This is a genomic window from Enterobacter cloacae complex sp. 2024EL-00227 (assembly GCF_043945315.1).
Taxonomy (GTDB): Bacteria; Pseudomonadota; Gammaproteobacteria; order Enterobacterales; family Enterobacteriaceae; genus Enterobacter; species Enterobacter roggenkampii.
In genome coordinates, this window is record NZ_JBIMQP010000009.1 from 213048 (window position 1) to 234694 (window position 21647).

22 protein-coding genes are annotated in these 21647 nt (G+C 56.6%); 19 read left to right on the forward strand and 3 right to left on the reverse strand.

Features of this window, described 5'->3' with window-relative positions; all coding sequences use genetic code 11:
- Position 1 precedes the first annotated feature (1 nt).
- From ACHH0Z_RS17030 to ACHH0Z_RS17040, 3 genes are all read left to right on the forward strand, one after another.
- Positions 2-790, forward strand: coding sequence for a PhzF family phenazine biosynthesis protein (locus ACHH0Z_RS17030; RefSeq protein ID WP_023327464.1), 789 nt, complete (start codon positions 2-4; stop codon positions 788-790).
- Between the two features lie 27 nt (positions 791-817).
- A complete protein-coding gene (locus ACHH0Z_RS17035) occupies positions 818-1609 on the forward strand; it encodes a PhzF family phenazine biosynthesis protein (protein ID WP_021242504.1) in 792 nt (263 codons plus the stop codon).
- 92 nt (positions 1610-1701) lie between these two features.
- Entirely contained in the window at positions 1702-2184 is a 483-nt protein-coding gene (locus ACHH0Z_RS17040; protein ID WP_023292427.1) for a GNAT family N-acetyltransferase, read from the forward strand.
- On the opposite strand, the gene ACHH0Z_RS17045 is transcribed toward ACHH0Z_RS17040, so the two are convergent.
- Positions 2138-3016: a LysR family transcriptional regulator gene (locus ACHH0Z_RS17045; RefSeq protein ID WP_021242502.1), complete on the reverse strand. Its 879-nt coding sequence runs from the start codon at positions 3014-3016 to the stop codon at positions 2138-2140. The genes ACHH0Z_RS17040 and ACHH0Z_RS17045 overlap by 47 nt on opposite strands.
- Positions 3017-3114: 98 nt before the next feature.
- Here ACHH0Z_RS17045 and sad point away from each other — a divergent pair, with 98 nt between their 5' ends.
- From sad to ACHH0Z_RS17090, 9 genes are all read left to right on the forward strand, one after another.
- Positions 3115-4503, forward strand: a complete 1389-nt coding sequence (gene sad / locus ACHH0Z_RS17050; RefSeq protein WP_045410160.1) for a succinate-semialdehyde dehydrogenase — start codon at positions 3115-3117, stop codon at positions 4501-4503.
- Positions 4504-4615: 112 nt separating this feature from the next.
- Positions 4616-6205 carry a methyl-accepting chemotaxis protein gene (locus ACHH0Z_RS17055; RefSeq protein WP_045410161.1) on the forward strand — a complete coding sequence of 530 codons (1590 nt, stop codon included), beginning with the start codon at positions 4616-4618 and terminating at the stop codon, positions 6203-6205.
- A gap of 62 nt (positions 6206-6267) precedes the next feature.
- Positions 6268-7194, forward strand: coding sequence for a glutaminase B (gene glsB / locus ACHH0Z_RS17060; RefSeq protein ID WP_008503201.1), 927 nt, complete (start codon positions 6268-6270; stop codon positions 7192-7194).
- Entirely contained in the window at positions 7194-7550 is a 357-nt protein-coding gene (locus ACHH0Z_RS17065) for a DUF4186 domain-containing protein (protein ID WP_047722627.1), read from the forward strand. Before glsB ends, ACHH0Z_RS17065 begins: the two co-directional genes overlap by 1 nt.
- Positions 7551-7663: 113 nt before the next feature.
- Positions 7664-9112: a GGDEF domain-containing protein gene (locus ACHH0Z_RS17070; protein WP_045410166.1), complete on the forward strand. Its 1449-nt coding sequence runs from the start codon at positions 7664-7666 to the stop codon at positions 9110-9112.
- A gap of 110 nt (positions 9113-9222) precedes the next feature.
- The gene (locus ACHH0Z_RS17075; RefSeq protein ID WP_021242497.1) at positions 9223-10188 is read left to right on the forward strand and encodes a sensor domain-containing diguanylate cyclase; all 966 of its coding nucleotides are present in this window, start codon (positions 9223-9225) and stop codon (positions 10186-10188) included.
- A gap of 82 nt (positions 10189-10270) precedes the next feature.
- Complete coding sequence (locus ACHH0Z_RS17080) at positions 10271-10798, forward strand: GNAT family N-acetyltransferase (protein WP_045410169.1); 528 nt, start codon at positions 10271-10273, stop codon at positions 10796-10798.
- A gap of 118 nt (positions 10799-10916) precedes the next feature.
- On the forward strand, positions 10917-12368 hold the full coding sequence (locus ACHH0Z_RS17085) for a tagaturonate reductase (protein ID WP_045410172.1): 1452 nt from the start codon (positions 10917-10919) through the stop codon (positions 12366-12368).
- Between the two features lie 200 nt (positions 12369-12568).
- Complete coding sequence (locus tag ACHH0Z_RS17090; RefSeq protein ID WP_023292420.1) at positions 12569-13483, forward strand: bestrophin family protein; 915 nt, start codon at positions 12569-12571, stop codon at positions 13481-13483.
- On the opposite strand, the gene ACHH0Z_RS17095 is transcribed toward ACHH0Z_RS17090, so the two are convergent.
- The gene (locus ACHH0Z_RS17095; protein ID WP_045410175.1) at positions 13471-14019 is read right to left on the reverse strand and encodes a GNAT family N-acetyltransferase; all 549 of its coding nucleotides are present in this window, start codon (positions 14017-14019) and stop codon (positions 13471-13473) included. The genes ACHH0Z_RS17090 and ACHH0Z_RS17095 overlap by 13 nt on opposite strands.
- 426 nt (positions 14020-14445) lie before the next feature.
- On the opposite strand from ACHH0Z_RS17095, the gene ACHH0Z_RS17100 reads away from it, so the two are divergent.
- The 7 genes from ACHH0Z_RS17100 to ACHH0Z_RS17130 all read left to right on the forward strand — a co-directional run bounded on the left by ACHH0Z_RS17100 (position 14446) and on the right by ACHH0Z_RS17130 (position 20519).
- Complete coding sequence (locus ACHH0Z_RS17100) at positions 14446-15033, forward strand: hypothetical protein (RefSeq protein ID WP_023292418.1); 588 nt, start codon at positions 14446-14448, stop codon at positions 15031-15033.
- Between the two features lie 10 nt (positions 15034-15043).
- The gene (locus ACHH0Z_RS17105) at positions 15044-15514 is read left to right on the forward strand and encodes a GNAT family N-acetyltransferase (protein ID WP_008503210.1); all 471 of its coding nucleotides are present in this window, start codon (positions 15044-15046) and stop codon (positions 15512-15514) included.
- A 12-nt stretch (positions 15515-15526) separates the two neighbouring features.
- On the forward strand, positions 15527-15967 hold the full coding sequence (locus ACHH0Z_RS17110; protein ID WP_021242490.1) for a GNAT family N-acetyltransferase: 441 nt from the start codon (positions 15527-15529) through the stop codon (positions 15965-15967).
- Positions 15968-16112: 145 nt separating this feature from the next.
- Complete coding sequence (locus ACHH0Z_RS17115; protein WP_045410178.1) at positions 16113-17108, forward strand: alpha/beta fold hydrolase; 996 nt, start codon at positions 16113-16115, stop codon at positions 17106-17108.
- Between the two features lie 44 nt (positions 17109-17152).
- The gene (locus ACHH0Z_RS17120) at positions 17153-17893 is read left to right on the forward strand and encodes a response regulator (RefSeq protein ID WP_045335759.1); all 741 of its coding nucleotides are present in this window, start codon (positions 17153-17155) and stop codon (positions 17891-17893) included.
- On the forward strand, positions 17890-19191 hold the full coding sequence (locus tag ACHH0Z_RS17125; RefSeq protein ID WP_045410181.1) for an ATP-binding protein: 1302 nt from the start codon (positions 17890-17892) through the stop codon (positions 19189-19191). Before ACHH0Z_RS17120 ends, ACHH0Z_RS17125 begins: the two co-directional genes overlap by 4 nt.
- A gap of 137 nt (positions 19192-19328) precedes the next feature.
- Positions 19329-20519 (forward strand): cytochrome c biogenesis protein/redoxin, encoded by a 1191-nt coding sequence (locus ACHH0Z_RS17130; protein WP_023292413.1) that lies wholly within the window; start codon positions 19329-19331, stop codon positions 20517-20519.
- 5 nt (positions 20520-20524) lie between these two features.
- Here the strand turns inward: ACHH0Z_RS17130 and tam are convergent, their stop codons facing one another.
- On the reverse strand, positions 20525-21283 hold the full coding sequence (gene tam / locus ACHH0Z_RS17135; protein WP_008503216.1) for a trans-aconitate 2-methyltransferase: 759 nt from the start codon (positions 21281-21283) through the stop codon (positions 20525-20527).
- Between the last annotated feature and the right edge of the window lie 364 nt (positions 21284-21647).

Sequence of the window (21647 nt, forward strand, 5' to 3'; positions counted from 1 at the left end):
AATGCAGGAGATTGATTTTTATCTGGTCGATGCGTTCAGCAATACCACGTTTGGCGGCAACCCGGCCGCCGTTTGTCCGCTCAAGGAATGGTTACCCGATGAGACCTTGCTGAAAATGGCACAGCAGCATAATCAGTCGGAAACGGCCTTTTTCGTCTGCACTAAAGGAGGCATTGAGCTACGCTGGTTTACCACGCTTACCGAAGTCAATCTCTGCGGCCACGCCACCCTTGCCGCCGCGTACGTTCTGTTTAATGAACTGGATTACCCCGACTCGCGGATCCACTTTGATACCGCCTCTGGCCGCCTGACGGTCAGCCGGGAGGGGGAGTGGATGACGCTGGACTTCCCGGCATGTCCAACCCATGAAGAGACGCCGCCGCCGGAGATGCTCTCGGCGCTCGGTATCCGTCATTACGTTGCAGCACGCAAAGGGCGCGCCTGGCTGATCGTGCTGGACAATCGCCAGCAGGTTGAAGCACTCGCGCCACGCTTTTCGGCGATGACGCCGGGCGAGCATAAGGTGAGCGTGACGGCACGGGGTGAGGGGGAATACGATTTTGTCAGCCGCTTTTTCTCCCCCGGGGTATCCGTTCCGGAAGACCCGGTCACCGGCTCCGCGCACACGATGCTGATCCCGTACTGGGGTGAACAGTTGGGGAAAACAGCCATGCTTGCCCGTCAGGTTTCCGCGCGCGGCGGCGACGTGCGCTGTGAGCTGAAAGGCTCGCGCGTGCTGATGAGCGGACAGGCTTCACTTTATCTGAAAGGCACAGTTTTTCTGCGCTAAATACCCATAACAAGAGAGGAAGAGACAATGCAGGAAATTGATTTTTATCTGGTGGATGCCTTCAGCGACAAAACCTTTGGCGGCAACGCGGCAGCGGTATGTCCTCTGGAAGCGTGGCTGCCGGACGAGACGCTGCTCAAAATGGCGCAGCAGCATAACCAGTCTGAGACCGCCTTTTTTGTACGCACCGACGGTGGGTTTGAACTGCGCTGGTTTACCACGCTCGATGAAATTAACCTGTGCGGCCATGCTACGCTTGCCGCATCGCACGTTATTTTCGAATACCTTGACTATCCGCACACTGAAATTACCTTCACCACGCGCTTCGTGGGCGAGCTGACGGTCAAACGCAGCGGCGACTGGCTGACGCTGAACTTCCCCGCGTGGTCAACGGAGGTGGTCGAGAACCCACCTGCGCTGCTGTTTAGCGCGCTGGGCATCCCAGACGCAAAAGAGGTGCGCGTCGGACGTGATTACCTGGTGGTGCTGGAGAGCCAGCAGCAGGTGGAAGCGTTAACGCCGGATATTGGGGCGATGATCCCGCTGGATAAAATGGTCTGCGTGACGGCGCCGGGCGAAAAATATGACTTCGTCAGCCGCTTCTTCTGCCCGGGGGAAGGGGTGCCGGAAGATCCGGTTACCGGATCCGCCCACAGCATGCTGATCCCATACTGGAGCGAAAAGCTGGGTAAAACGTCACTTTATGCCCACCAGGGGGCGCACCGTGGCGGGGATCTGCGCTGCGAAATGAAGGGCGACCGCGTGCTGATTGGCGGTCAGGCCACCCTGTACCTGAAAGGGAAAATCTTTTTGCGCTAACGGAGCGGTACGATAAGTTAATTGTATGAAGCACCCTGGCAGGCCTGCGCTATGTTGACATTTAGCCTCACAAAAAAAGCAAGGAGCCTGCCATGTATTCCATTACCTCTGAATCTGCACGTCACCCGGACATTCTCAGCCTGATCGCGGCGCTGGACCGCTATCAGAGCGAACTCTATCCCGCCGAAAGCAATCATCTGATCGATCTGGCTGCGCTGCCGGAAACGTCGCTGATCCTGATGGTCATTCGCGACCAGCAGCTTCAGGCCGTTGGTTGTGGCGCCATCGTGCTCAACGGCGACGGTACGGGGGAGATGAAGCGGGTCTATATCGATCCGGCCCATCGTGGGCAGCACCTTGGGGAGACGCTATTGGCCGCCCTGGAAGATGAGGCCCTGAGCCGTCATTGCCATACGGTACGGCTGGAGACGGGCATCAAGCAGCGCGCCGCGGTGCGTCTTTATGAACAGTGCGGATACGATTTGCGTCCGGCGTTTCCCCCGTACGTTGACGATCCGCTCAGCCTGTTTATGGAGAAGGCGCTGGTTGAAGACGTTCGTTTAGCAGCGCTATAAAGGCCTCCAGCTGGCGGGTCATTGCCCCGCGTCGCCACACCAGCCAGGTGGTGAGCCAGCGCCAGTTTTCTGCCAGCGGCCAGGCTTCAACCTGATGATGCCCGGGCATACTCTCCAGCATCGAGCGCGGCATCAGCGCGATGCCCGCGCCCGCAATGACGCAGGCGAGCATGCCGTGATAGGACTCCATCTCGTGAATGCGGCCGGGCGCGGCGCGGTCAGCGTGAAACCAGCTCTCCAGGTGCCGGCGATAAGAGCAGTTGGCGCGAAAGGCATAAACGTCGCTGCCGCTCACCTGCGCGGCGCGTGAGATTTCCGCCTGCCCGGCAGGCGTGACCAGCATCATCTCTTCCCGGTAGACCGGCATTCCTTCCAGCTCCGGGTGCGAGAGTGGCCCGTCGACAAAGGCGGCGCTCAGGGTTCCCTCCAGTACGCCATCAATCATCGTCCCGGATGGCCCGGTAGAAAGGGCAAACTGAATGCGCGGATAGCGCTGGTTAAACTGTGCCAGCGTTTCAGGAATGCGCACGGCGGCGGTACTTTCCAGCGCGCCGAGGGCAAATAACCCCTGCGGCTCATCCCCCGCGACGACCATGCGCGCTTCATCCACCAGGGCGAGGATCTGCTTGCTGTAGCGCAGGAAGTTATGCCCGGCCGGGGATAAACGCAAACGCTGGTTCTCACGAATAAACAGCTCAACGCCCAGATCGGCTTCCAGCTGGCGGATGCGGGTCGTCAGGTTAGACGGCACGCGATGCACCTTTTGCGCCGCCTGGGTGATACTGCCCGTCAGCGCGACGGCGTTAAACATCTCAAGCTGGGTTAAATCCATAGCGTTCTCGTTTCGTGAATAAGGTGGTTAGTATTATTCATTTTTAAGAAATAGCAGAGTGAGCCACAATTAATCAACCGAAAAACGTGGAGAACACCATGACTTATTCCTCTGCAACACATGCCTTCTCTGTCAACCCGGCCACGGGTGAAACCCTCGCCGCGTATCCGTGGGCGACGTCGGAACAGGTTGACCGCGCGATTTCTCAGTCCGACGCGGGCTATCGCCAGTGGCGTCGCGAAAGCGTCTCCCACCGGGCGCACAAGCTGCGCGATCTTGGCGCCGCGCTGCGTCATCGCGCTGAAGAGATGGCGCAGACGATCTCCCGTGAAATGGGCAAACCCATTCAGCAGGCGCGGGCCGAAGTGGCGAAATCCGCCGGCCTGTGCGACTGGTACGCCGAGCACGGCCCGGCGATGCTGCACGCGGAACCGACGCTGGTCGAAAACCAGAATGCGGTCATTGAATACCGTCCGCTGGGGCCGATCCTCGCGGTCATGCCGTGGAACTTCCCGCTCTGGCAGGTGCTGCGCGGCGCGGTGCCAATTCTGCTGGCAGGTAACAGCTATCTGCTCAAACACGCGCCCAACGTCCTCGGCTCGGCGGAGCTTATCGCGCAGATCTTTGCGGATGCCGGTTTCCCTGAAGGCGTGTTCGGCTGGGTAAACGCCACCAATGACGGCGTCAGCCAGGCGATTAACGATCGACGTATTGCGGCGGTGACCGTCACCGGCAGCGTGCGTGCCGGGGCTGCCATTGGTGCTCAGGCGGGGGCCGCGCTGAAAAAATGTGTTCTCGAGCTGGGCGGCTCTGACCCGTTCATCGTCCTCAACGATGCCGACCTGGATCTTGCCGTGAAGGCGGCGGTAGCAGGCCGCTACCAGAATACCGGGCAGGTGTGCGCAGCGGCCAAACGCTTCATTGTGGAAGAGGGGATTGCGAAGACCTTTACCCAGCGCTTTGTCGATGCGGTTGCTGCGCTGAAGCTGGGCGCGCCGGATCAGGAAGAAAACTATATTGGCCCGATGGCGCGTTTTGACCTGCGCGATGAACTCCATCAGCAGGTGCAGGCGACGCTGGCGGAAGGTGCAACGCTGCTGCTGGGCGGTGAGAAAATCAGCGGTGAGGGGAATTATTACGCCCCAACCGTGCTGGCGAACGTCACCCCGGCGATGACGGCCTTCCGGCAGGAGCTGTTTGGTCCGGTCGCGGCCATTACTATCGCGAAAGACGCGGAGCATGCCCTGATGCTTGCCAACGACAGCGATTTTGGCCTGTCTGCCACGGTCTTTACCGCCAGTGATGCGCTGGCAGAGACCTTCTCCCGCGAGCTGGAGTGCGGCGGGGTGTTTATCAACGGCTTTAGCGCCAGCGATGCGCGCGTGGCCTTTGGCGGCGTGAAGAAAAGTGGCTTTGGCCGCGAACTTTCCCACTTTGGGTTGCACGAGTTCTGCAACGTGCAGACGGTGTGGAAGGATCGCGTGTAATCCCGCGATGTCGGCCCTCATCGCGAGGGCCGTTGTCATTAATCTGCAATGGTTCTGTCATTTTCATTTCGTAGACTCGCTCGCGTCTAACGCCTTGTAAATGAAGCTAATTATGAACCTAACGCAAATTTTTCGCCGTATTGCGCAGCGTCTCACTCCCCGTCACTTTGGCCTGCTGACAGGGATCTTTTGCATTATTGGCCTTTTCTCCGCGCTGCAGCTCTCCTCGTCATTCCTGCTTAACGCCTCCCTGAACGAAGCCCAGCGCAACGAGCAGCAAAACCTGCTGGCGTGGCAGCAGCAGAGCAAGCTGGATCTGGCCCGCGTCTCTCTGCTGGCGGCAAGCGATCTCCTTAACCGCTCCGGGGTGTGGTTTATGCAGGATAAAGAGACCGGATCCGACGGAAGCTGGCACAGCCTGATGGATGACGCGCAAAAGGCGCTGACGGTGTCTCAGCAGGCGTGGAAGGCCTGGCTGGCGCTGAATCCACCGAAAGACGACGCCCTGGTGAACAGCTATCAGCTCTTCTACGGCGCGATCAAAGAGCAGGCGGAAGGTCTGGTCAAAACCAATACCATCGACGCTTTTTTTGCCGTCCCGGCGCAGGCTTTTCAGACTGATTTTAACGACAACTATGCGCGCTACCAGCAGGCAAGCGAGAAGCAGGCCATGCAGGGGCGTCAGAGCCTCATGGCGCAGCTTTCTGACCTGCAAACGTTATTCCTGTTTGCCCCGTTGCTGTTAGTCGCCATTGCCGCTGTCGTCTGGTTCGGTATGTCCCGATGGGTGATTACGCCGCTGCGTCGGCTCATCGCGCATATCAACCGGCTGGCAGCAGGGGATCTCTCCGGCACGCCGCCGAACGTCATGCGCTTCAACCGGGAGATAGGGCAGCTTAGCGACAGCATTGCCACGATGCAGCACGGCCTGCAGCAGCTGGTGACGCAGGTCAGCCACGCCACGGCTACCATGGTGGAGAACATTGACTCTCTGGCACAGGGTAACCAGAAGCTGTATCAGCAGTCGGCACGTCAGGCGAAAGAGCTTGAGGATGTGACGGCGCATATTGCGGCGCTGGAAAGCCACGTGGAAGGGAATACCGGCTATGCCAGACTCGCCAGCTCCCGGGCCGATGAAGCACGCCAGGCAGCCGTGGGCGGCGACCAGATGATGTCGACCGTAAACGCGTCTATGCAGGCGATCGTCGACCGATCGTCTGAGATGCGCGGGATCGTGGCGATGATCGACAGCGTGGCGTTTCAGACGAACATCCTGGCGCTGAATGCCGCCATTGAGGCCGCCCATGCCGGAAATCAGGGGCGCGGGTTTGCCGTCGTCGCCCGCGAGGTTGGACTGCTGGCCAGAAAGAGCAGCCACTCGACGCAGACCATTCAGGAGCTGATCAACCGTTCACTGCAGGGTATCGAAGACGGTTCCCGTGCCGTCACCCTGATGGAAGAGAATTTGCAGCAGGTCACCGGTCTGGTGGGCAATTTGAGCAGTTTGCTGAATGAGATCTCCAGCGCCACGCTCAGTCAGGGAGAGCGTATTCACCAGATGACGCGTCAGCTTCAGGCGCTGAACCAGGTCTCCCGTCAGACGGATTTGCTGGTCTCTGACGCCTCGGATGCTTCTGAACGTCTGCAAAAGCAATCCGATCTTTTATTGCAGGCCGTTTCGCGTTTTCGTCTTAGCGCCTGACGCAATACATAAGCCTCTGTTATACTCGCAGCCCGTTTTAGCCTGAGGGCAAGGAGCAAAGTGTGGCTGCGGTCATCCATAATGAGATGTTGGACGAGATTCTGGCGCAGGTTCGTCCGTTAATTGGAAAGGGGAAGGTTGCCGACTATATTCCGGCCCTTGCCTCGGTCAGCGGGAATAAGCTGGGTATTGCTATCTGCACCATTGACGGACAGCGATTCCAGGCAGGGGATGCAACAGAACGTTTTTCCATTCAGTCCATTTCGAAAGTGCTCAGTCTGGTTGCGGCGATGCGCCAGTATGAAGAAGACGAAATCTGGCAGCGCGTGGGTAAAGATCCGTCCGGCCAGCCTTTTAACTCGCTGCTTCAGCTTGAAATCGAGCAGGGTAAACCGCGAAATCCCTTTATCAACGCCGGGGCGCTGGTGGTCTGCGATATGCTGCAGAGCCGCCTCAGCGCGCCGCGTCAGCGAATGCTGGAGATAGTACGCCAGCTCTCGGGGGTTGACGACATTGCCTACGATCCGGTGGTGGCCCGCTCGGAGTTCGAACACTCTGCCCGTAACGCGGCCATCGCGTGGCTGATGAAATCCTTCGGCAACTTCCATAACGACGTGGCGACCGTCCTGCAAAACTATTTCCACTACTGCGCCCTGAAAATGAGCTGCGTTGAGCTGGCTCAGACGTTCCTGTTCCTTGCGCATCAGGGGCATGCGCCGCACCTCGACCAGGAGGTGGTTTCTCCTCTCCAGGCGCGCCAGGTCAACGCGCTGATGGCAACCAGCGGGATGTATCAAAACGCCGGCGAGTTTGCCTGGCGCGTTGGTCTCCCGGCCAAGTCGGGCGTGGGCGGCGGAGTGGTGGCGATTGTACCGCATGAAATGGCGATTGCGGTCTGGAGCCCGGAGCTGGATGAAACCGGAAATTCGCTTGCCGGTGTCGCGGTTCTGGAGAAACTGACCCAGCGTATGGGACGTTCCGTTTACTGATGTCTGACCTGGATCCCCTTTTTTCCCGTCTGGCGCGATCGACGTTTCGCTCGCGCTTCCGCTTAGGCGATAAGGAACGGCAGTATTGCTGGGACAAAGGCCCCGATACCATTGATCAGCATGCCGCTGATTTTGTCGAAAAGCGCCTTGCCCCTGCACAACCCGCGAATGACGGCAAACAGACGCCCATGCGCGGTCACCCGGTATTTATCGCCCAGCATGCCACCGCCACCTGTTGCCGGGGCTGTCTGGCGAAATGGCATAATATTCCTCACGGTGTTCAGCTCACCACGCAGCAGCAGCAGTATATCGTCAGCGTGATTCACCACTGGCTGGTGCTCCAGATGAACGCCTAAATTTGACGAGTTATGATCCCGTTATATTTGTGTTATAGATTCATCCTAAGTGAGCGCCGATCGTGCTGACGACCGCAATAACTGCCATAAGCTTTCATATGGAATGAAATTTAATGCGTTCTGCTCTTACCGCTTTCAGGCCGTTCCAGCCTGACACGCCGCTGCGAAATGCATCGACGATCTTTATCCTCACCACTTTGTTCTATTTTGTGGGTGCGGAATTACGTCTCGTGGAGGCCTTGTCGCTGTTCTGGCCCCTCAACGGCGTGATGGCAGGGATCTTTGCCCGCTATGTTTTTCTGAATCGCCTGCATTACTACGCGGTATCGTATGTCGCCATGCTGATGTACGACGCGGTGACGACCAACTGGGGGATAGCCTCCGTGGTGATTAACCTGTCTAACATGGTCTTTATCGTCGTGGTCGCCGTGCTGATTCAGCGTGACAGGCGGCTGATGAAGAAAACCCCGGATCCGCTTAACGCATTACGCCTGTTCAACTACTGCCTGATTGCTGCGCTGCTGTGCGCACTGCTCGGCGCGGTGGGGTCGGTCGGGATTGACAGCCACACCTTCTGGCCGCTCTTTGCCGACTGGTTTAGCGAGCAGTTCTCAACCGGCGTGCTTGTTGTGCCGTGTATGCTCACGATAGGCATGCCCGTGCGCGAATTCAGGTTACGTCTGGAGCAGCTATTACCGGTTATTGCGCTGATCGTCTCGGTGGTCGCGTCAGTCGTGATTGGCGGCGCGGGGAGCCTCTCTTTTCCACTGCCTGCGCTTATCTGGTGTGCGGTACGCTACCCATTGCCTGTGACCTGCTTGCTGACGTTTGTCACGGGCGCCATTGAAATTATTCTGGTCGCCAACTCGGTGATTAATATTGCCGTGGCGACACCGCTGACCACCCCAATGATGTTTTCTGCCCGGCTGGGTATTGCCACGATGGCGATCTGTCCGGTGCTGGTCTCCGTCAGCATGGCAGCCATTAATTCCCTGATCCGTCAGGTTTCCCTGCGGGCGGATTATGACTTTTTAACGCAGGTTTATTCGCGTTCCGGGCTTTATGAGGCGTTAAAACACGAAGAGACGCACCGCCATTCGCGTTTCCTGACCGTTATGCTGCTGGATATCGATTACTTCAAAAGCATCAACGATAACTACGGCCACGAGTGTGGCGACCGCGTGCTGGCGTCATTCGCCCGGCAGGTTCAGCAGGTGGTCGGTGAAGACGGGATGGTCGCGCGTATGGGCGGGGAAGAGTTCGCGGTGGTGGTCAACTCTGGCGACGCTCGACACGGTTATGAACTGGCGGAACGTATCAGAACTACCGTCGCTAACCATCCTTTTACATGGCGTCAGCAAACGCTCTCTCTGACGGTCAGTATTGGCCTTGGAAGCGGGAAGGCGGAGGCATGGCAGTTGACCGAGGTCTTCAACAAACTCATGACCGAAGCGGACGATCACCTCTATCGTTCAAAAAAAGCGGGTCGAAATCGTACCAGCGCCCGGGTCACGGACGAGCATATTACTGCCGCCACCGGGCATGAAACAGAGCTGCGTTAATCGTCATAAGGCATTGACGTGAATAGCAAGTGGCTTAACAGACTGTCAGAACACTGACAATGTCACTGTTTAAGCTACGCTTTGAGTAACGCTTTACGTCAGGAGACATTATGAAAGCACCTGCAACCCCTGAAAATGAAACAGACAGACTGAACTCGCTGCGCGAATCAGGTCTGCTTGAGATCGACAGTTCCCCGGCGTTTGACCGGCTTACGCGTCTGGCGAAGCGCTTCTTCCAGGTGCCGCTGGCAATGGTCAACCTCATTGATGAGCACTCGCTGATCGTGAAGTCGGCCGATGGCAAGGCGCCTGACACCGTTCCGCGTAATATCTCGTTTTGTGGCCATACGATCCTCACCGAAGCACCGCTGGTGGTAGGGGATATGCTGCAGGACGATCGTTTTGCGGATAATCCGCTGGTGGCGGGTGAACCTCGCGTGCGTTTTTATGCGGGCTTCCCGCTGCGCCTGCGTGACGGCGCCAGCGTGGGCTCGCTGTGTCTGATTGATTACGCCCCCCGTGAGTTCTCGGCGGCCGATCTTGCCGTGCTGGGAGACCTGGGCGCGCTGGCAGAAGATGAGTTTGCCGCCATCAGCGCGGCGACCACGGATGAGTTAACCGGCTTATTCAACCGCCGGGGCTTTAATCAGCTGGTGCGGTTTACGCTTTCGGTTGCCCGACGCCGGGCGGAGCCGCTGACGCTCGGCTGGCTGGATTTGGATCGCTTTAAGGAGATTAACGATCGCTACGGGCATGAAGAGGGCGATAAGGCGCTTAAAGTTATGGCGCAGCTGATGCGCAGCGCTTTCCGTGAGGCCGATATGCTGGTGCGTTTTGGCGGGGATGAGTTCGCGGTGCTGTTCGCGGATACCGACGAGCAGGGCGCCTGGATAGCCATGCAGTATCTCGCCGAGCAGGTGGAAAGCTATAACGCCCGCAAGCTTCACCCGTGGTCGCTACACTTCTCATGGGGGCTCAGTGAATTCGATCATAACGGCAACGACCTGCAACAGTGGTTAAAAGATGCCGATGAAAAGATGTATGCCATGAAGCAGCAGCGCCAGCGCGCCCGGTGACATAATAAAAGCCTATGTCCGAACCGCTTGTGTTAATAAGTTGTTAAGCCCAAAGTGAGCGTATTCAACGTAAGGAAAAACAATGAATACCTCACTGCAAATCAAAACCCTCACCCGGGAAGAGATCCTCATCCATCTTGATGCGCTGGCCGGGATCCTCGAAAACTGCGTAAACGGCGGGGCATCCGTCAGCTTTATGCTCCCTTTTAGCCACGACAAGGCCCGTACTTTCTGGCGCGGTATTGCCGAAAGCGTCGCGCGAGGCGAGCGGCTGGTGCTTGCCTGCGTCGATGCGCAGGACGGGGTCATTGGAACGGTGCAGCTGATCGCAGACCAGCCGGAAAACCAGCCGCACCGGGCGGATGTGGCGAAGCTGCTGGTGCATGAAAAAGCGCGTCGAAAAGGGGCCGCAATGGCGTTAATGGAAGCGCTGGAGGCTGAGGCCCGGGCCAGAGACATTTCTGTGCTGGTGCTCGATACCTCCACCGGCAGCGGGGCCGAGACCTTCTACCAGCGTGCTGGCTGGCAAAAGGTTGGTGAGATCCCGCGCTATGCCCTGATGCCGGACGGTGCCATGACGTCCACGTCCGTGTTTTATAAGTTCTTATAATTTTTCTGCACAACTACGCGACGTATTGATCAAAACAGGGTTTCTGGTCGTTAAGTTTTGATAAGTTATCGTACCAATCTTATCAGGTTGTATGACTAATCATAAAAGGAACCCCCTTGTGAACACGCTCAACCGTCGTGATTTTCCCGGTGCGCACTATCCAGAACGCATCATTCAGTTTGGTGAAGGCAATTTCCTGCGTGCGTTTGTCGACTGGCAAATTGACCTGTTAAACGAACATACCGATCTTGACGCTGGCGTGGTAATCGTTCGCCCGATTCAGAGCGACTTCCCGCCGTCGTTAAGCACCCAGGATGGGTTGTACACCACGATCGTTCGTGGCCTGAATGAGCAGGGCGAGGCGGTGAGCGAGGCCCGGCTGATCCGCTCCGTTAACCGGGAAATCAGCGTCTATGACGACTATGGCGCATTTCTGAAACTGGCTCACAATCCCGATATGCGGTTTGTATTCTCGAACACCACCGAAGCGGGTATCAGCTACCACGCGGGTGACAGCGTCGACGATGCCCCTGCGGTGAGCTATCCGGCGAAGCTGACGCGTCTGCTGTTTGAGCGCTTTAGCCACTTCAACGGTGCGGCTGACAAGGGCTGGATCATCATTCCCTGCGAGCTGATTGACTACAACGGTGACGCACTGCGCGAACTCGTCTTGCGCTATGCGCAGGAGTGGGCGCTGCCTGCCGCCTTTATTCAGTGGCTCAACGACGCCAACAGCTTCTGCTCGACGCTGGTTGACCGTATCGTGACAGGCTATCCCCGCGATGAAGCGGCCGCACTGGAGGCTGAACTGGATTATCACGATGGGTTCCTCGACACGGCCGAACATTTTTATCTGTTTGTGATTCAGGGACCGGCATCTCTTTCGCACGAACTTCGTCTGGATAAGTACCCGTTAAACGTGCTGATTGTCGATGACATCATGCCCTACAAAGAACGCAAGGTGGCCATTCTGAACGGCGCGCACACGGCGCTGGTGCCGGTCGCCTTCCAGGCCGGGCTGGATACGGTAGGCGAGGCGATGAATGATGCCGAGGTCTGCGCGTTCGTCGAAAAAGCAATTTATCAGGAGATCATTCCGGTCCTCGATTTGCCGCGTAACGAGCTGGCATCGTTCGCCAGTGCGGTGACAGGACGTTTTCGTAATCCCTACATCAGACACCAGCTGCTCTCCATCGCGCTTAACGGTATGACCAAATACCGTACCCGCATCCTGCCGCAGCTGCTGGCAGGGCAGAAGGCGACGGGGCAATTACCGGCTCGCCTGACGTTTGCTCTGGCCGCATTGATCGCGTTTTATCGCGCGGAGCGTAACGGGGAGAGCTATCCGGTGCAGGATGATGCACGCTGGCTGGAACGTTATCAGCAGCTGTGGGCGCAGCACCGCGATCGGCAGCTTAGCACCCGTGAACTGGTGCAGTCGGTGCTCAGCGTACGCGACCACTGGGAGCGGGACTTGACGCAGGTAAGCGGTCTTGTCGACCAGGTCACGCTGGATCTGGATGCCATTCTGCTTAAGGGCATGCGCGCCGCGGTTAAACCGCTTTGCTAATGCATTCACCCGGCTTCGGCCGGGTTTGAATAGGCCTATTTAGTTACAACATACTATATGCTTTGTTTTTAAAAAAACACATGCAGCTCCGTGCGAATTTCGCTAATCAGGGGAGAAAATGCAATGTCCCGTTAACAAGCTTGCAACGGTGACGGGGATCACGTTTAATAGCCTCGCTCTTTTCTTGCCTGAAACTCACTATGATCGTTCGTCCTAAACAGCACTGGCTACAACTGATTTTTGTCTGGCACGGTTCGGTACTTCCCAAGATCTATACCCGATTGCTGCTCAACTTCCTGCTCTCTATCGCCGTTATCCTGATGTTACCGTGGTATACCTCGCTCGGTATCAAATTTACCGTGGCGCCATTCAGCATTCTCGGCGTGGCGATCGCTATCTTTCTGGGTTTCAGAAACAACGCCTGTTATTCACGCTACGTTGAGGCGAGGCTGCTCTGGGGGCAATTGATGATAGCGGCACGCTCGCTGTTTCGCGAGGTAAAAAACACCTTACCCGACGATAAGCACCTCGGCGAATTTGTCCGTCTGCAGATTGCTTTCGCCAACTGTCTGCGCATGACCCTGCGCCGGGAACTGAACGCTGAGCAGCTCTCTCGTTATCTTGCTGCGGAGGATTTACGTAAAGTCATGGACGCCAACTCACCGGCGAACCGTATTTTGCTGATCATGGGGGAGTGGCTGGCCGTGCGGCGGCGAAACGGGCAACTCTCAGACATTCTGTTCCATAGCCTGAACAACCGTCTGAACGACATGTCTATCGTCCTTTCCGGCTGCGAGCGCATTGCGACCACGCCGGTGCCGTTTGCCTACACGCTGATTTTGCACCGCACGGTATATCTGTTCTGCATTATGCTGCCGTTCGCGCTGGTTGTGGACCTGCACTACATGACGCCCTTTGTTTCGGCGCTGATTTCCTACACCTTTATTTCGCTGGACACCCTGGCGGAAGAGCTGGAAGACCCGTTTGGCACGGAAGATAACGACCTGCCGCTGGACGCCATCTGCAACATGATGGAACGCGATCTGCTGCAGATGAATGATGAAGAGAACATTCCGGACAGGCTGATGCCGGATAAGCACTATCAGCTGACCTGACGGGCGTTCCACTCGTCGCGGGTGATCTCCCACAGCTCGGAGTCCAGCATCCCGCTGACGTAGGCTTTCTTCTCCGTTCTGATAAGCCGCATGCCGCTACTGTCCGAAATACGACGGGAGCGGCTGTTGGCGGCGGCCTTCGGGGCCCGCAAAACGGATTTGTTTAGCGTGTTGAACCAGTAATCCGTCGCGGCAATGCTGGCTTCGCGCATATATCCGTGCCCCTGAAACTCCGGCGCGAGCCAGAACCCGCGGTTGTTATCCTCGACGTCGTACAGGCAAATAATGCCCATCAATTCATCCGGCACCTCACGTCGCCGGATGCTCCAGAACCAGGCAATCCCTTTTGCCATATCCGGCAGCGCCACGTTGTTGACATAGTTTTCCGCGCCGTTATCCGGATAGGGCCAGGGCACGGAAGAGACCATATAACGGACGATCTCCCAGCGCGGATACAGCGTTTGTATCTGGGCGGCATCTTCGGCAACCAGCGGTTTCAGCAGTAAATGTTCTGTCGTGAGCGTCGGTATCGTCATGCGCGGATCTCCCTATTTAGGCGTTATGCTTTTGTTTGCGTTCTGGTATTTTCATCTATATGACGTTCTGTTTAGTTGCGTTGTAACGTATTTACTACCAAAATTTTGCTCTGCTGAGCGTTCGACTACCATCAGATTAGTTGGGCTAACTTACCTACCCACATAAGGAATAATGTATGGTTTTGCCTGGAATGAATCCTGAGACCAATCTCCCCGGTTATGATTATGCGCGAATGGCAGGTTTAGGGGCTGCAGATTTCGATTTCAAAGCACTGGGGTAGAACTCACTCGACAACTTGGGCAAGTGGTAACAAGTGCCGCAGCATTAGCAGGAAGTGCGGTGAGCGGCGTTATTGCAGCGCCCAGTAACTTACCACGGACCGGTAAATACATTATCGGTACCATTCAGTCACTGGCGGTATTCTGATGAAGTTTTTGAGTTTGTTAACCGGACGGGTTTTCCAGGATCTCCTGCAACATGGTAAAGATATAGAGGAGGCTATTGCTCGTCGTGATACCCGCCTTCTGGATAATTCCACTCCCGAGCTGGAACGGTATTTTTCGCGCCCCCTCAGCGAGCTTCCGCGTCAAAATCCTTACCCGGTAGCTATGCTGTTACCTCTGTTTTTAGTGGCGTTTGCGCTAAACCTTTTGCCTTTTCTCAGCACGTTGCAGGGTTTGTCACCTTTACATCATGCATTGAGCTTTTTCTTACCATCATTGACGATGACAGGCGCGCTCATTGTGACAAGCGTACTACTGGCTCGTGGAAAGACGTCGGGATTGTCGGGCTTTATGGCGTTGTTCATCATCCTGCTGATAACGACCCTCGTTCAGGTTCTACATGTCATGCTTTCTCATGATGGAAGCCTCTGGCCACACGTCATTGCATCTTTCGCGCTGTTACTTTGTCGGGTGGTGATGAACGGCAGCGGCTTTGTTCTGTTTACGCTCTATTGTCGTACTCAGCGTCTTGCCAGATTGGCACGGGAAATGCGGCTAAAAAGCCGTTAAAGGGGAGGTTATGACATTACGAAAAGCCACGCCACAGGAAGCCGAAACACTCTGGAATATACGCAATCAGGCGATTCGTCACGGCTGTACAACCAGTTACGACGCTGAGGTCATTGCGCGCTGGACGCCCGATCTGATGCCCGAACGCTATCGGCAAATGGTCATTGAATACCCTTTTTACGTGGTTGAAGATGAAAAGGGCGATGTTGCGGCAACCGGCTACCTCGATCTGGATACCCATTGCCTGGAGGCGATTTTCACCTTGCCCGCAGCCTCCGGCAAAGGCATGGCGACCCGGATTATCGAGGCCCTCAAACATGAGGCCCGTAGCCGGGGGATAACCCGCCTGACGCTTGATGCAACGCCTAACGCCCAGTCGTTTTATCAGAAGCTGGGGTTTGTGACGCTGCGCGAAAACTATCATCACTCGCGTATGGCGGGGGCTGATTTACGCTGTTTTGAAATGGCGATTACTCTGTAATGTGAGGAAAACATGGCTGTTACGGTACGACCTCTATGCAAAGACGACTATTCCCAATGGCGACCGCTGTGGGACGGCTATACCCATTTTTATGATTGCTACCTTGAGGAATCCGTCACCGCAGCGACCTGGGAAAGGGCGCTCTCAGCGCATTCATCGATGTTCTGCCGGGTCGTGGAGAAGGACGAAAAGATCATCGGTTTCGCAATGTGTGTTCTGCACGAAGGCACCTGGTCAACCGCGCCCATCTGCTACCTGGAAGATCTGTTTGTTGATGCTGCCGAACGCGGGGCGGGGGCCGGTAAGGCGCTCATTGACGCTCTGATTGAGGAAGGCAAGCGCGAAGGGTGGTCGAAACTGTACTGGGTCACCCGGGAGAACAATCCGGCGCGTAAACTTTATGACAAATATGGTGAAGCTGACGACTACGTCCGCTACCGTCTCTCCCTCTAAGACTTCAAGGCCTGTGTTTGAATCACACTGTATCAGCGTCCCGGATACATACACAGGCTTGCAATAAACACGCTTTCGCACATATCCGCTATACATTGAGGTGTTGTGATATCCCCGTGAATTGTACTCAACCGGAGATACCAACATGTTCAGCAAACTTGCTTACTCAACCCTCGCACTGACCGTTTCGCTTGGCACCGTGATGTCCTGTCAGGCGGAAGCCACCGGCACGAATTTCGCGGCCGCCTTTGATCATCCCCAGCAAATTAACGCTGGCGATCTGAACGTCGGTTATGTCGACATTGGTCCGAAGGACTGTCAGCCGGTTATTTTATTGCACGGCTGGCCCTACGATATTCACAGCTACGCCGAGGTCGCACCCGCTCTGGCGGCAAAAGGGTACCGGGTCATTGTGCCGTCTCTGCGCGGCTACGGTACCACGCGCTTCCTGTCAGCAAACACACCGCGCAACGGCCAGCCCTCGGCGATGGCGAATGATATCGTTAATCTGATGGATGCCCTGAATATCAGGCAGGCGGTATTTGCAGGCTATGACTGGGGCGCCCGGACGGCGGATATCGTCGCGGCGCTGTGGCCAGAGCGCGTAAAATCACTGGTGTCGGTGAGCGGGTATCTCATCAGCAGCCAGCAGATTGGCAAACAGCCGCTGCCGCCAAAAGCAGAGCAGCAGTGGTGGTATCAATTCTATTTTGCGACAGAGCGCGGTGCGGAAGGCTATGCCAAAAACACGCATGACTTTGCGCGCTTAATCTGGTCGCAGGCCTCGCCTGACTGGAAATTCAGCGACGCGGTCTTTAACGCCAGCGCCAAATCCCTCGATAACCCGGACCACGTCGCGGTGACGCTCAGTAACTATCGTTGGCGTTTAGGGCTGGAAAAAGGCGAGCGCAAATACGACCGCTACGAGCAAAAACTGGCCACGCTGCCGAATATCACCGTACCAACGATCACCATCGAGGGCGGCAACAACGGCGCGCCGCATCCGGCACCGCAGGCCTATGCAGCTAAATTTACCGGCAAATATGAGCACCGCACCTTCGGCGCAACCGTGGGGCACAATCCGCCTCAGGAAGATCCGCAGGATTTCGTTAAGGCGATTATCGACGCGGATAAGCTGTGAAATGTGCTATTTTCAGTACGTTACCCTTCGGTCTGGAGAGTTCGGTGGAACATATTGACCACATCCTTGTCGTCGATGACGACAGGGATATTCGTGAACTGATTGTCGACTATCTCGTTAAGTCCGGTTATCGCGCCTCCGGCGCGGCGAACGGCAAAGAGATGCGTGCCGTGCTGGATAAACAGCATATCGACCTGGTGGTGCTGGATATCATGATGCCCGGTGACGACGGCCTTACGCTGTGTCGAGAGCTGCGCGTCGGGAAGTATAAAGATTTGCCCATTCTGATGCTGACCGCGCGTAACGAGGAGACGGACAGGATCCTGGGTCTGGAAATGGGGGCGGATGATTACGTCGTGAAGCCGTTTGTCGCGCGTGAACTGCTGGCGCGCATTAAAGCGATTTTACGGCGTTTTCGCGCGATGCCGCCCAATTTACAGGTGACGGAAGCAGGGCGTCTGGTGATGTTCGGTGAATGGCAGCTCGATACCGTCGCTCGCCACTTAATCGACCCGGAAGGGGTGATCGTCGCGCTCAGCGGAGCGGAGTATCGTCTGCTGCGCGTTTTCCTTGACCATCCGCAGCGCGTGCTGACCCGAGACCAATTGCTCAACCTGACGCAGGGGCGAGACGCCGAGCTGTTTGAACGCTCAATCGACCTGCTGGTTAGCCGGGTTCGCCAGCGTCTCAATGAAGATGCCCGCACGCCCGCCTATATCAAAACCGTGCGCAGCGAAGGCTACGTCTTTACGATGCCGGTGACCATCAAAGAGGTTAACGAATGACGATCTGGCCGCGCTCGCTGCTGGCCCGTTTGCTGCTCGTCGTGCTGGCCGGTCTGCTGCTGGCTAACGCCCTGAGCCTGACGCTGGTCATGGTTGAACGCATGCACAGCGCCCGCACGGTGATGCTCGGTAATCTGGAAAACGATGTCGCAACCAGCGTCGCCATTTTAGACCGCTTACCGGCCAGCGAACGCGCCGCCTGGCTGCCGCGGCTTGAACGAGGTAACTATCGTTATATCCTGGGCACAGGGGAACCCGGCGCAGCGCCGACGGATAAGCGTTCGCAGGACGCCATCAGAACCTTAAAAGCGACGCTGGCCGCGCATTACCCGCTTCGCTTTACCGCCGTTCCTGGCGCCATTTCACATATTCAGGCCCACCTTACGTTACGTGATGGCGCACCGCTGACCATTGACCTGATCCCACGCATGCCGCCCGTCGCCAGCTGGCTACCGGTCGTCCTCACCCTGCAGCTGCTCGTACTGGCCGTCTGCGCCTGGATCGCCGTGCGGCAGGTGGTACGGCCTTTTTCACACTTTACCCGCGCGGTGGATGCGCTGGATCCGGCGGCCAGCACGCCTATGACGGAAAAAGGGCCGCTTGAGGTGCAGCGGGCAGCGCATGCCTTCAACGCCATGCAGGCGCGCATACAGTCTTATCTCCGGGAACGCGCGCAGATCCTGGCCTCGATTTCTCACGATCTCCAGACGCCCATTACCCGCATGAAGCTGCGCGTCGAAATGGCCGGAGAGCCTGAACTTCGCGACAAGCTCCTGAACGACCTTGATAATATGTCTCGTCTGGTGCGGGAGGGCATTGCGTATGCCCGGTCATCGGAATCACTGGAGGAGACGTCACTGAAGCTGGAGCTGAACGCCTGGATCAACAGCATCGCCTGCGATTATCAGGACATCGGTAAAAACGTGCACTTTCAGGCAAGCGAAACCCGCTTGCCCATCGTCACGCGGCCGCAGGCGCTTCGCCGGGTGATGACCAACCTGCTGGACAACGCCCTCAAATTCGGCGAGCGTGCTGCGATTGCGATAGACGTTTCGTCGGACAGCGAGGTCATTATTCACATTATTGACGACGGACCGGGAATACCCGAAGCCGAGCTGGAGGCGGTTCTGCAGCCGTTTTATCGGGTTGAAACCTCGCGTAACCGCGATACCGGCGGGACAGGACTCGGCCTGGCGATTGCCGCGCAGCTGACCGCACAACTGGAAGGAAAACTCAGGCTGGCGAACCGCGCCGGGGGCGGACTGGATGTCGCCATTACGCTACCGCGTCGTTCGTAGAATTGTACGGCTTTGTATCTCCCGGCCTGGGCGATACAGAGCCAGACAAAACCCACGCGTTTACACATACCCTGAACACATCCGCACGATGAAATAGCCTCACTGCAGTGTCGCAGGACATGTCATGTGAGGTCACTATGTTTCTGGTAATCGCTTTTCTGGGCGGGATGATAAGCCTGCTCAGCCCATGTACGCTCCCGGTTATTCCACTCCTGTTCGCCGGTTTCCAGGGGCAGCGTCGGCATATTCTGGCCCTGCTTGCGGGGATGATCGTGATGTTCACTCTGGTGGCAATGGTCGTCACCGTCGCCAGCGAGTGGATAACAGAGGCAACCATTGTCGGGCGCTGGATCGCGCTCGTCATTCTGGCCACCGCCGCGCTGGCCTTGATTTTCCCGTCTTTCGCCCAGCGTATTGCGGGACCGGCCGTCAGCGCGGGAAATGTTCTCAACAGCCGCAGCGGGCAAACGCGCGGAATGGCATCGGCTTTTCTGGCTGGGCTAGCGGTTGGGCTGCTCTGGTCTCCCTGCGCCGGGCCTATTCTGGGCGCGATTTTCAGCATTAATATTGCGGGGCATTCGGCCATCGCCACAGGCGCACTGCTTGCCGCCTATGGCAGCGGATGCGCGCTGATGCTGGGTCTACTCGTGTTCGGTGGACGCTCGCTGATGGCACCACTGAGAGCAAAATCGGCGCTAATGGCGAAGCTGCGTCAGGGGGCGGGGGTGGCGATGTTAGCCGCGGTCGTCCTGAACGCGACGGGGATGACTTCGCGGCTGAAAGGGGCAAACGGCGTCGCGGACCGTCTTGAGACGGCGCTCTTGAATCTGGCGAAACCTGCCACCGCGCCGGTGAAGCTCCAGCCGGTAGTCATGACAGAGCCCAGCAGCCAGCTGCCTTCGCTAAGCGGTGGAACAGGGTGGATAAACGGTGACCCTGTCACGTCTGAATCGTTACGGGGAAAGGTTGTACTGATTGATTTCTGGACGTGGGACTGCATTAATTGCCAGCATACGCTCCCCCATGTGCGGGAGTGGGCCACAAAGTACCAGCCGCAAGGTCTGGTGGTGATTGGCGTTCACACCCCGGAATATCCCTGGGAGAAACCGCTGTCGTCGGTTAAAAATGCGGTGAATAAATGGCAACTGCCGTATCGGGTGGTGACGGATAACAACTATCAAATCTGGAATGCGTTCGGCAATCTGTACTGGCCAGCACATTACTATTTTGATGCCAAAGGGCAGCTGCGCTATACCGCCTTTGGCGAAGGTGACTATGAGCAACAGGAAAAAGTTATCCAGCAGCTGCTCAAAGAAGCCCGCTCATAATCGGATCAGGGCTGGCGTTGAGCCACGATAAACAACCTTGGAAAAGCCAGCAGTATCTGCCCGTTTTCCTGGAGCGGATACTGCTCTTCCAGCAGTTCATGGTAGCGTTTCAGGAACCGTTTCTGCTCGCTCTCGTTCAGTTCCTGAAGCCAGGGGCGCAGGCCGGTGGCGCTTACCCAGTCAATAATCGCCTGATGAGAGCTCATTTTGTGATAATAGGTTGTCCGCCAGATATCCACGTCACAGCCAGCTTCCGACAGAATATCGTAATAAGCATGCACGCCCGGCAGCGGTTCGCGGCCACGGTCTGGATAGTCTTGCTCCAGCGCCACTTCACGCATCGCCACATGGGTGGGTTCCAGCCAGTTATCAGGCATCTGGACCGCCAGTACGCCATTTAGCTTAAGCAGGGAAACAAGATGCGGCAGGAGATCGTAATGGTCCGGAATCCATTGCAGCGACGCGTTGGCATAAATCAGGCTCAGCGGCTGGCCGGGCGTGTACTGACGAATATCGGCCTCTACAAAATGGCAATCGGGTAAGGCGGCGCGTGCTTCCTCGAGCATGGCAGGGGAGTTATCGACCCCGGTGATGTGAGCAGAAGGCCAGCGATGCTTCAACAGCGCGGTGCTGTTTCCCGGTCCGCAGCCCAAATCCGCGATGGTAGCGGCCTCATCCAGAGGAACTCTGGCGAGCAGTTCTGCGGCCGGACGCGTTCTTTCTGCGCCAAATTGCAGGTAAAGAGAAGGGTTCCAGTCGGCCATTATCAATTCTCCGTTTTGCATGTTTCTGCAAGAATAGCACAGGCAGATGCCTGCAAAGCGGTATTGGCGAGGGTGTTTGGCCAGATGAAGCCAGCAGAGTCTGAAAATGAAGAGAAGTGCAAAAAAAATAATAAAAAGGAAATATTACCCCTTAAAAGATTAAGGGGCAATACATTTATTGTAATTATTTTATGATTATTGTTTTTTAATATTTTATCGGCAAAGTGCTTCTTATGCTCTGTACCCGAAACTTTAAATATTAGATAATCATCGATGGGTATATCCCTGGTGTTTCGTAGGTCTTTGACCTCCTGGCCGCTTAGTTTTGCGAGAACTTCGTGGTCAGGTACTTTTTAAGTATAGG

Excerpts from the sequence above, each read along its gene's own strand:
- ACHH0Z_RS17075 (WP_021242497.1), top strand. The coding sequence starts at position 9,223 with ATGAAAGCACCTGCAACCCCTGAAAATGAAACAGACAGACTGAACTCG.
- tam (WP_008503216.1), bottom strand. The coding sequence starts at position 21,283 with ATGGCCGACTGGAACCCTTCTCTTTACCTGCAATTTGGCGCAGAAAGA.
- ACHH0Z_RS17065 (WP_047722627.1), top strand. The coding sequence starts at position 7,194 with ATGTCTGACCTGGATCCCCTTTTTTCCCGTCTGGCGCGATCGACGTTT.
- ACHH0Z_RS17070 (WP_045410166.1), top strand. The coding sequence starts at position 7,664 with ATGCGTTCTGCTCTTACCGCTTTCAGGCCGTTCCAGCCTGACACGCCG.
- ACHH0Z_RS17105 (WP_008503210.1), top strand. The coding sequence starts at position 15,044 with ATGACATTACGAAAAGCCACGCCACAGGAAGCCGAAACACTCTGGAAT.
- ACHH0Z_RS17125 (WP_045410181.1), top strand. The coding sequence starts at position 17,890 with ATGACGATCTGGCCGCGCTCGCTGCTGGCCCGTTTGCTGCTCGTCGTG.
- sad (WP_045410160.1), top strand. The coding sequence starts at position 3,115 with ATGACTTATTCCTCTGCAACACATGCCTTCTCTGTCAACCCGGCCACG.
- ACHH0Z_RS17040 (WP_023292427.1), top strand. The coding sequence starts at position 1,702 with ATGTATTCCATTACCTCTGAATCTGCACGTCACCCGGACATTCTCAGC.
- ACHH0Z_RS17090 (WP_023292420.1), top strand. The coding sequence starts at position 12,569 with ATGATCGTTCGTCCTAAACAGCACTGGCTACAACTGATTTTTGTCTGG.
- ACHH0Z_RS17035 (WP_021242504.1), top strand. The coding sequence starts at position 818 with ATGCAGGAAATTGATTTTTATCTGGTGGATGCCTTCAGCGACAAAACC.
- ACHH0Z_RS17055 (WP_045410161.1), top strand. The coding sequence starts at position 4,616 with ATGAACCTAACGCAAATTTTTCGCCGTATTGCGCAGCGTCTCACTCCC.
- ACHH0Z_RS17130 (WP_023292413.1), top strand. The coding sequence starts at position 19,329 with ATGTTTCTGGTAATCGCTTTTCTGGGCGGGATGATAAGCCTGCTCAGC.
- ACHH0Z_RS17030 (WP_023327464.1), top strand. The coding sequence starts at position 2 with ATGCAGGAGATTGATTTTTATCTGGTCGATGCGTTCAGCAATACCACG.
- ACHH0Z_RS17100 (WP_023292418.1), top strand. The coding sequence starts at position 14,446 with ATGAAGTTTTTGAGTTTGTTAACCGGACGGGTTTTCCAGGATCTCCTG.
- ACHH0Z_RS17095 (WP_045410175.1), bottom strand. The coding sequence starts at position 14,019 with ATGACGATACCGACGCTCACGACAGAACATTTACTGCTGAAACCGCTG.
- ACHH0Z_RS17080 (WP_045410169.1), top strand. The coding sequence starts at position 10,271 with ATGAATACCTCACTGCAAATCAAAACCCTCACCCGGGAAGAGATCCTC.
- ACHH0Z_RS17115 (WP_045410178.1), top strand. The coding sequence starts at position 16,113 with ATGTTCAGCAAACTTGCTTACTCAACCCTCGCACTGACCGTTTCGCTT.
- ACHH0Z_RS17110 (WP_021242490.1), top strand. The coding sequence starts at position 15,527 with ATGGCTGTTACGGTACGACCTCTATGCAAAGACGACTATTCCCAATGG.
- ACHH0Z_RS17045 (WP_021242502.1), bottom strand. The coding sequence starts at position 3,016 with ATGGATTTAACCCAGCTTGAGATGTTTAACGCCGTCGCGCTGACGGGC.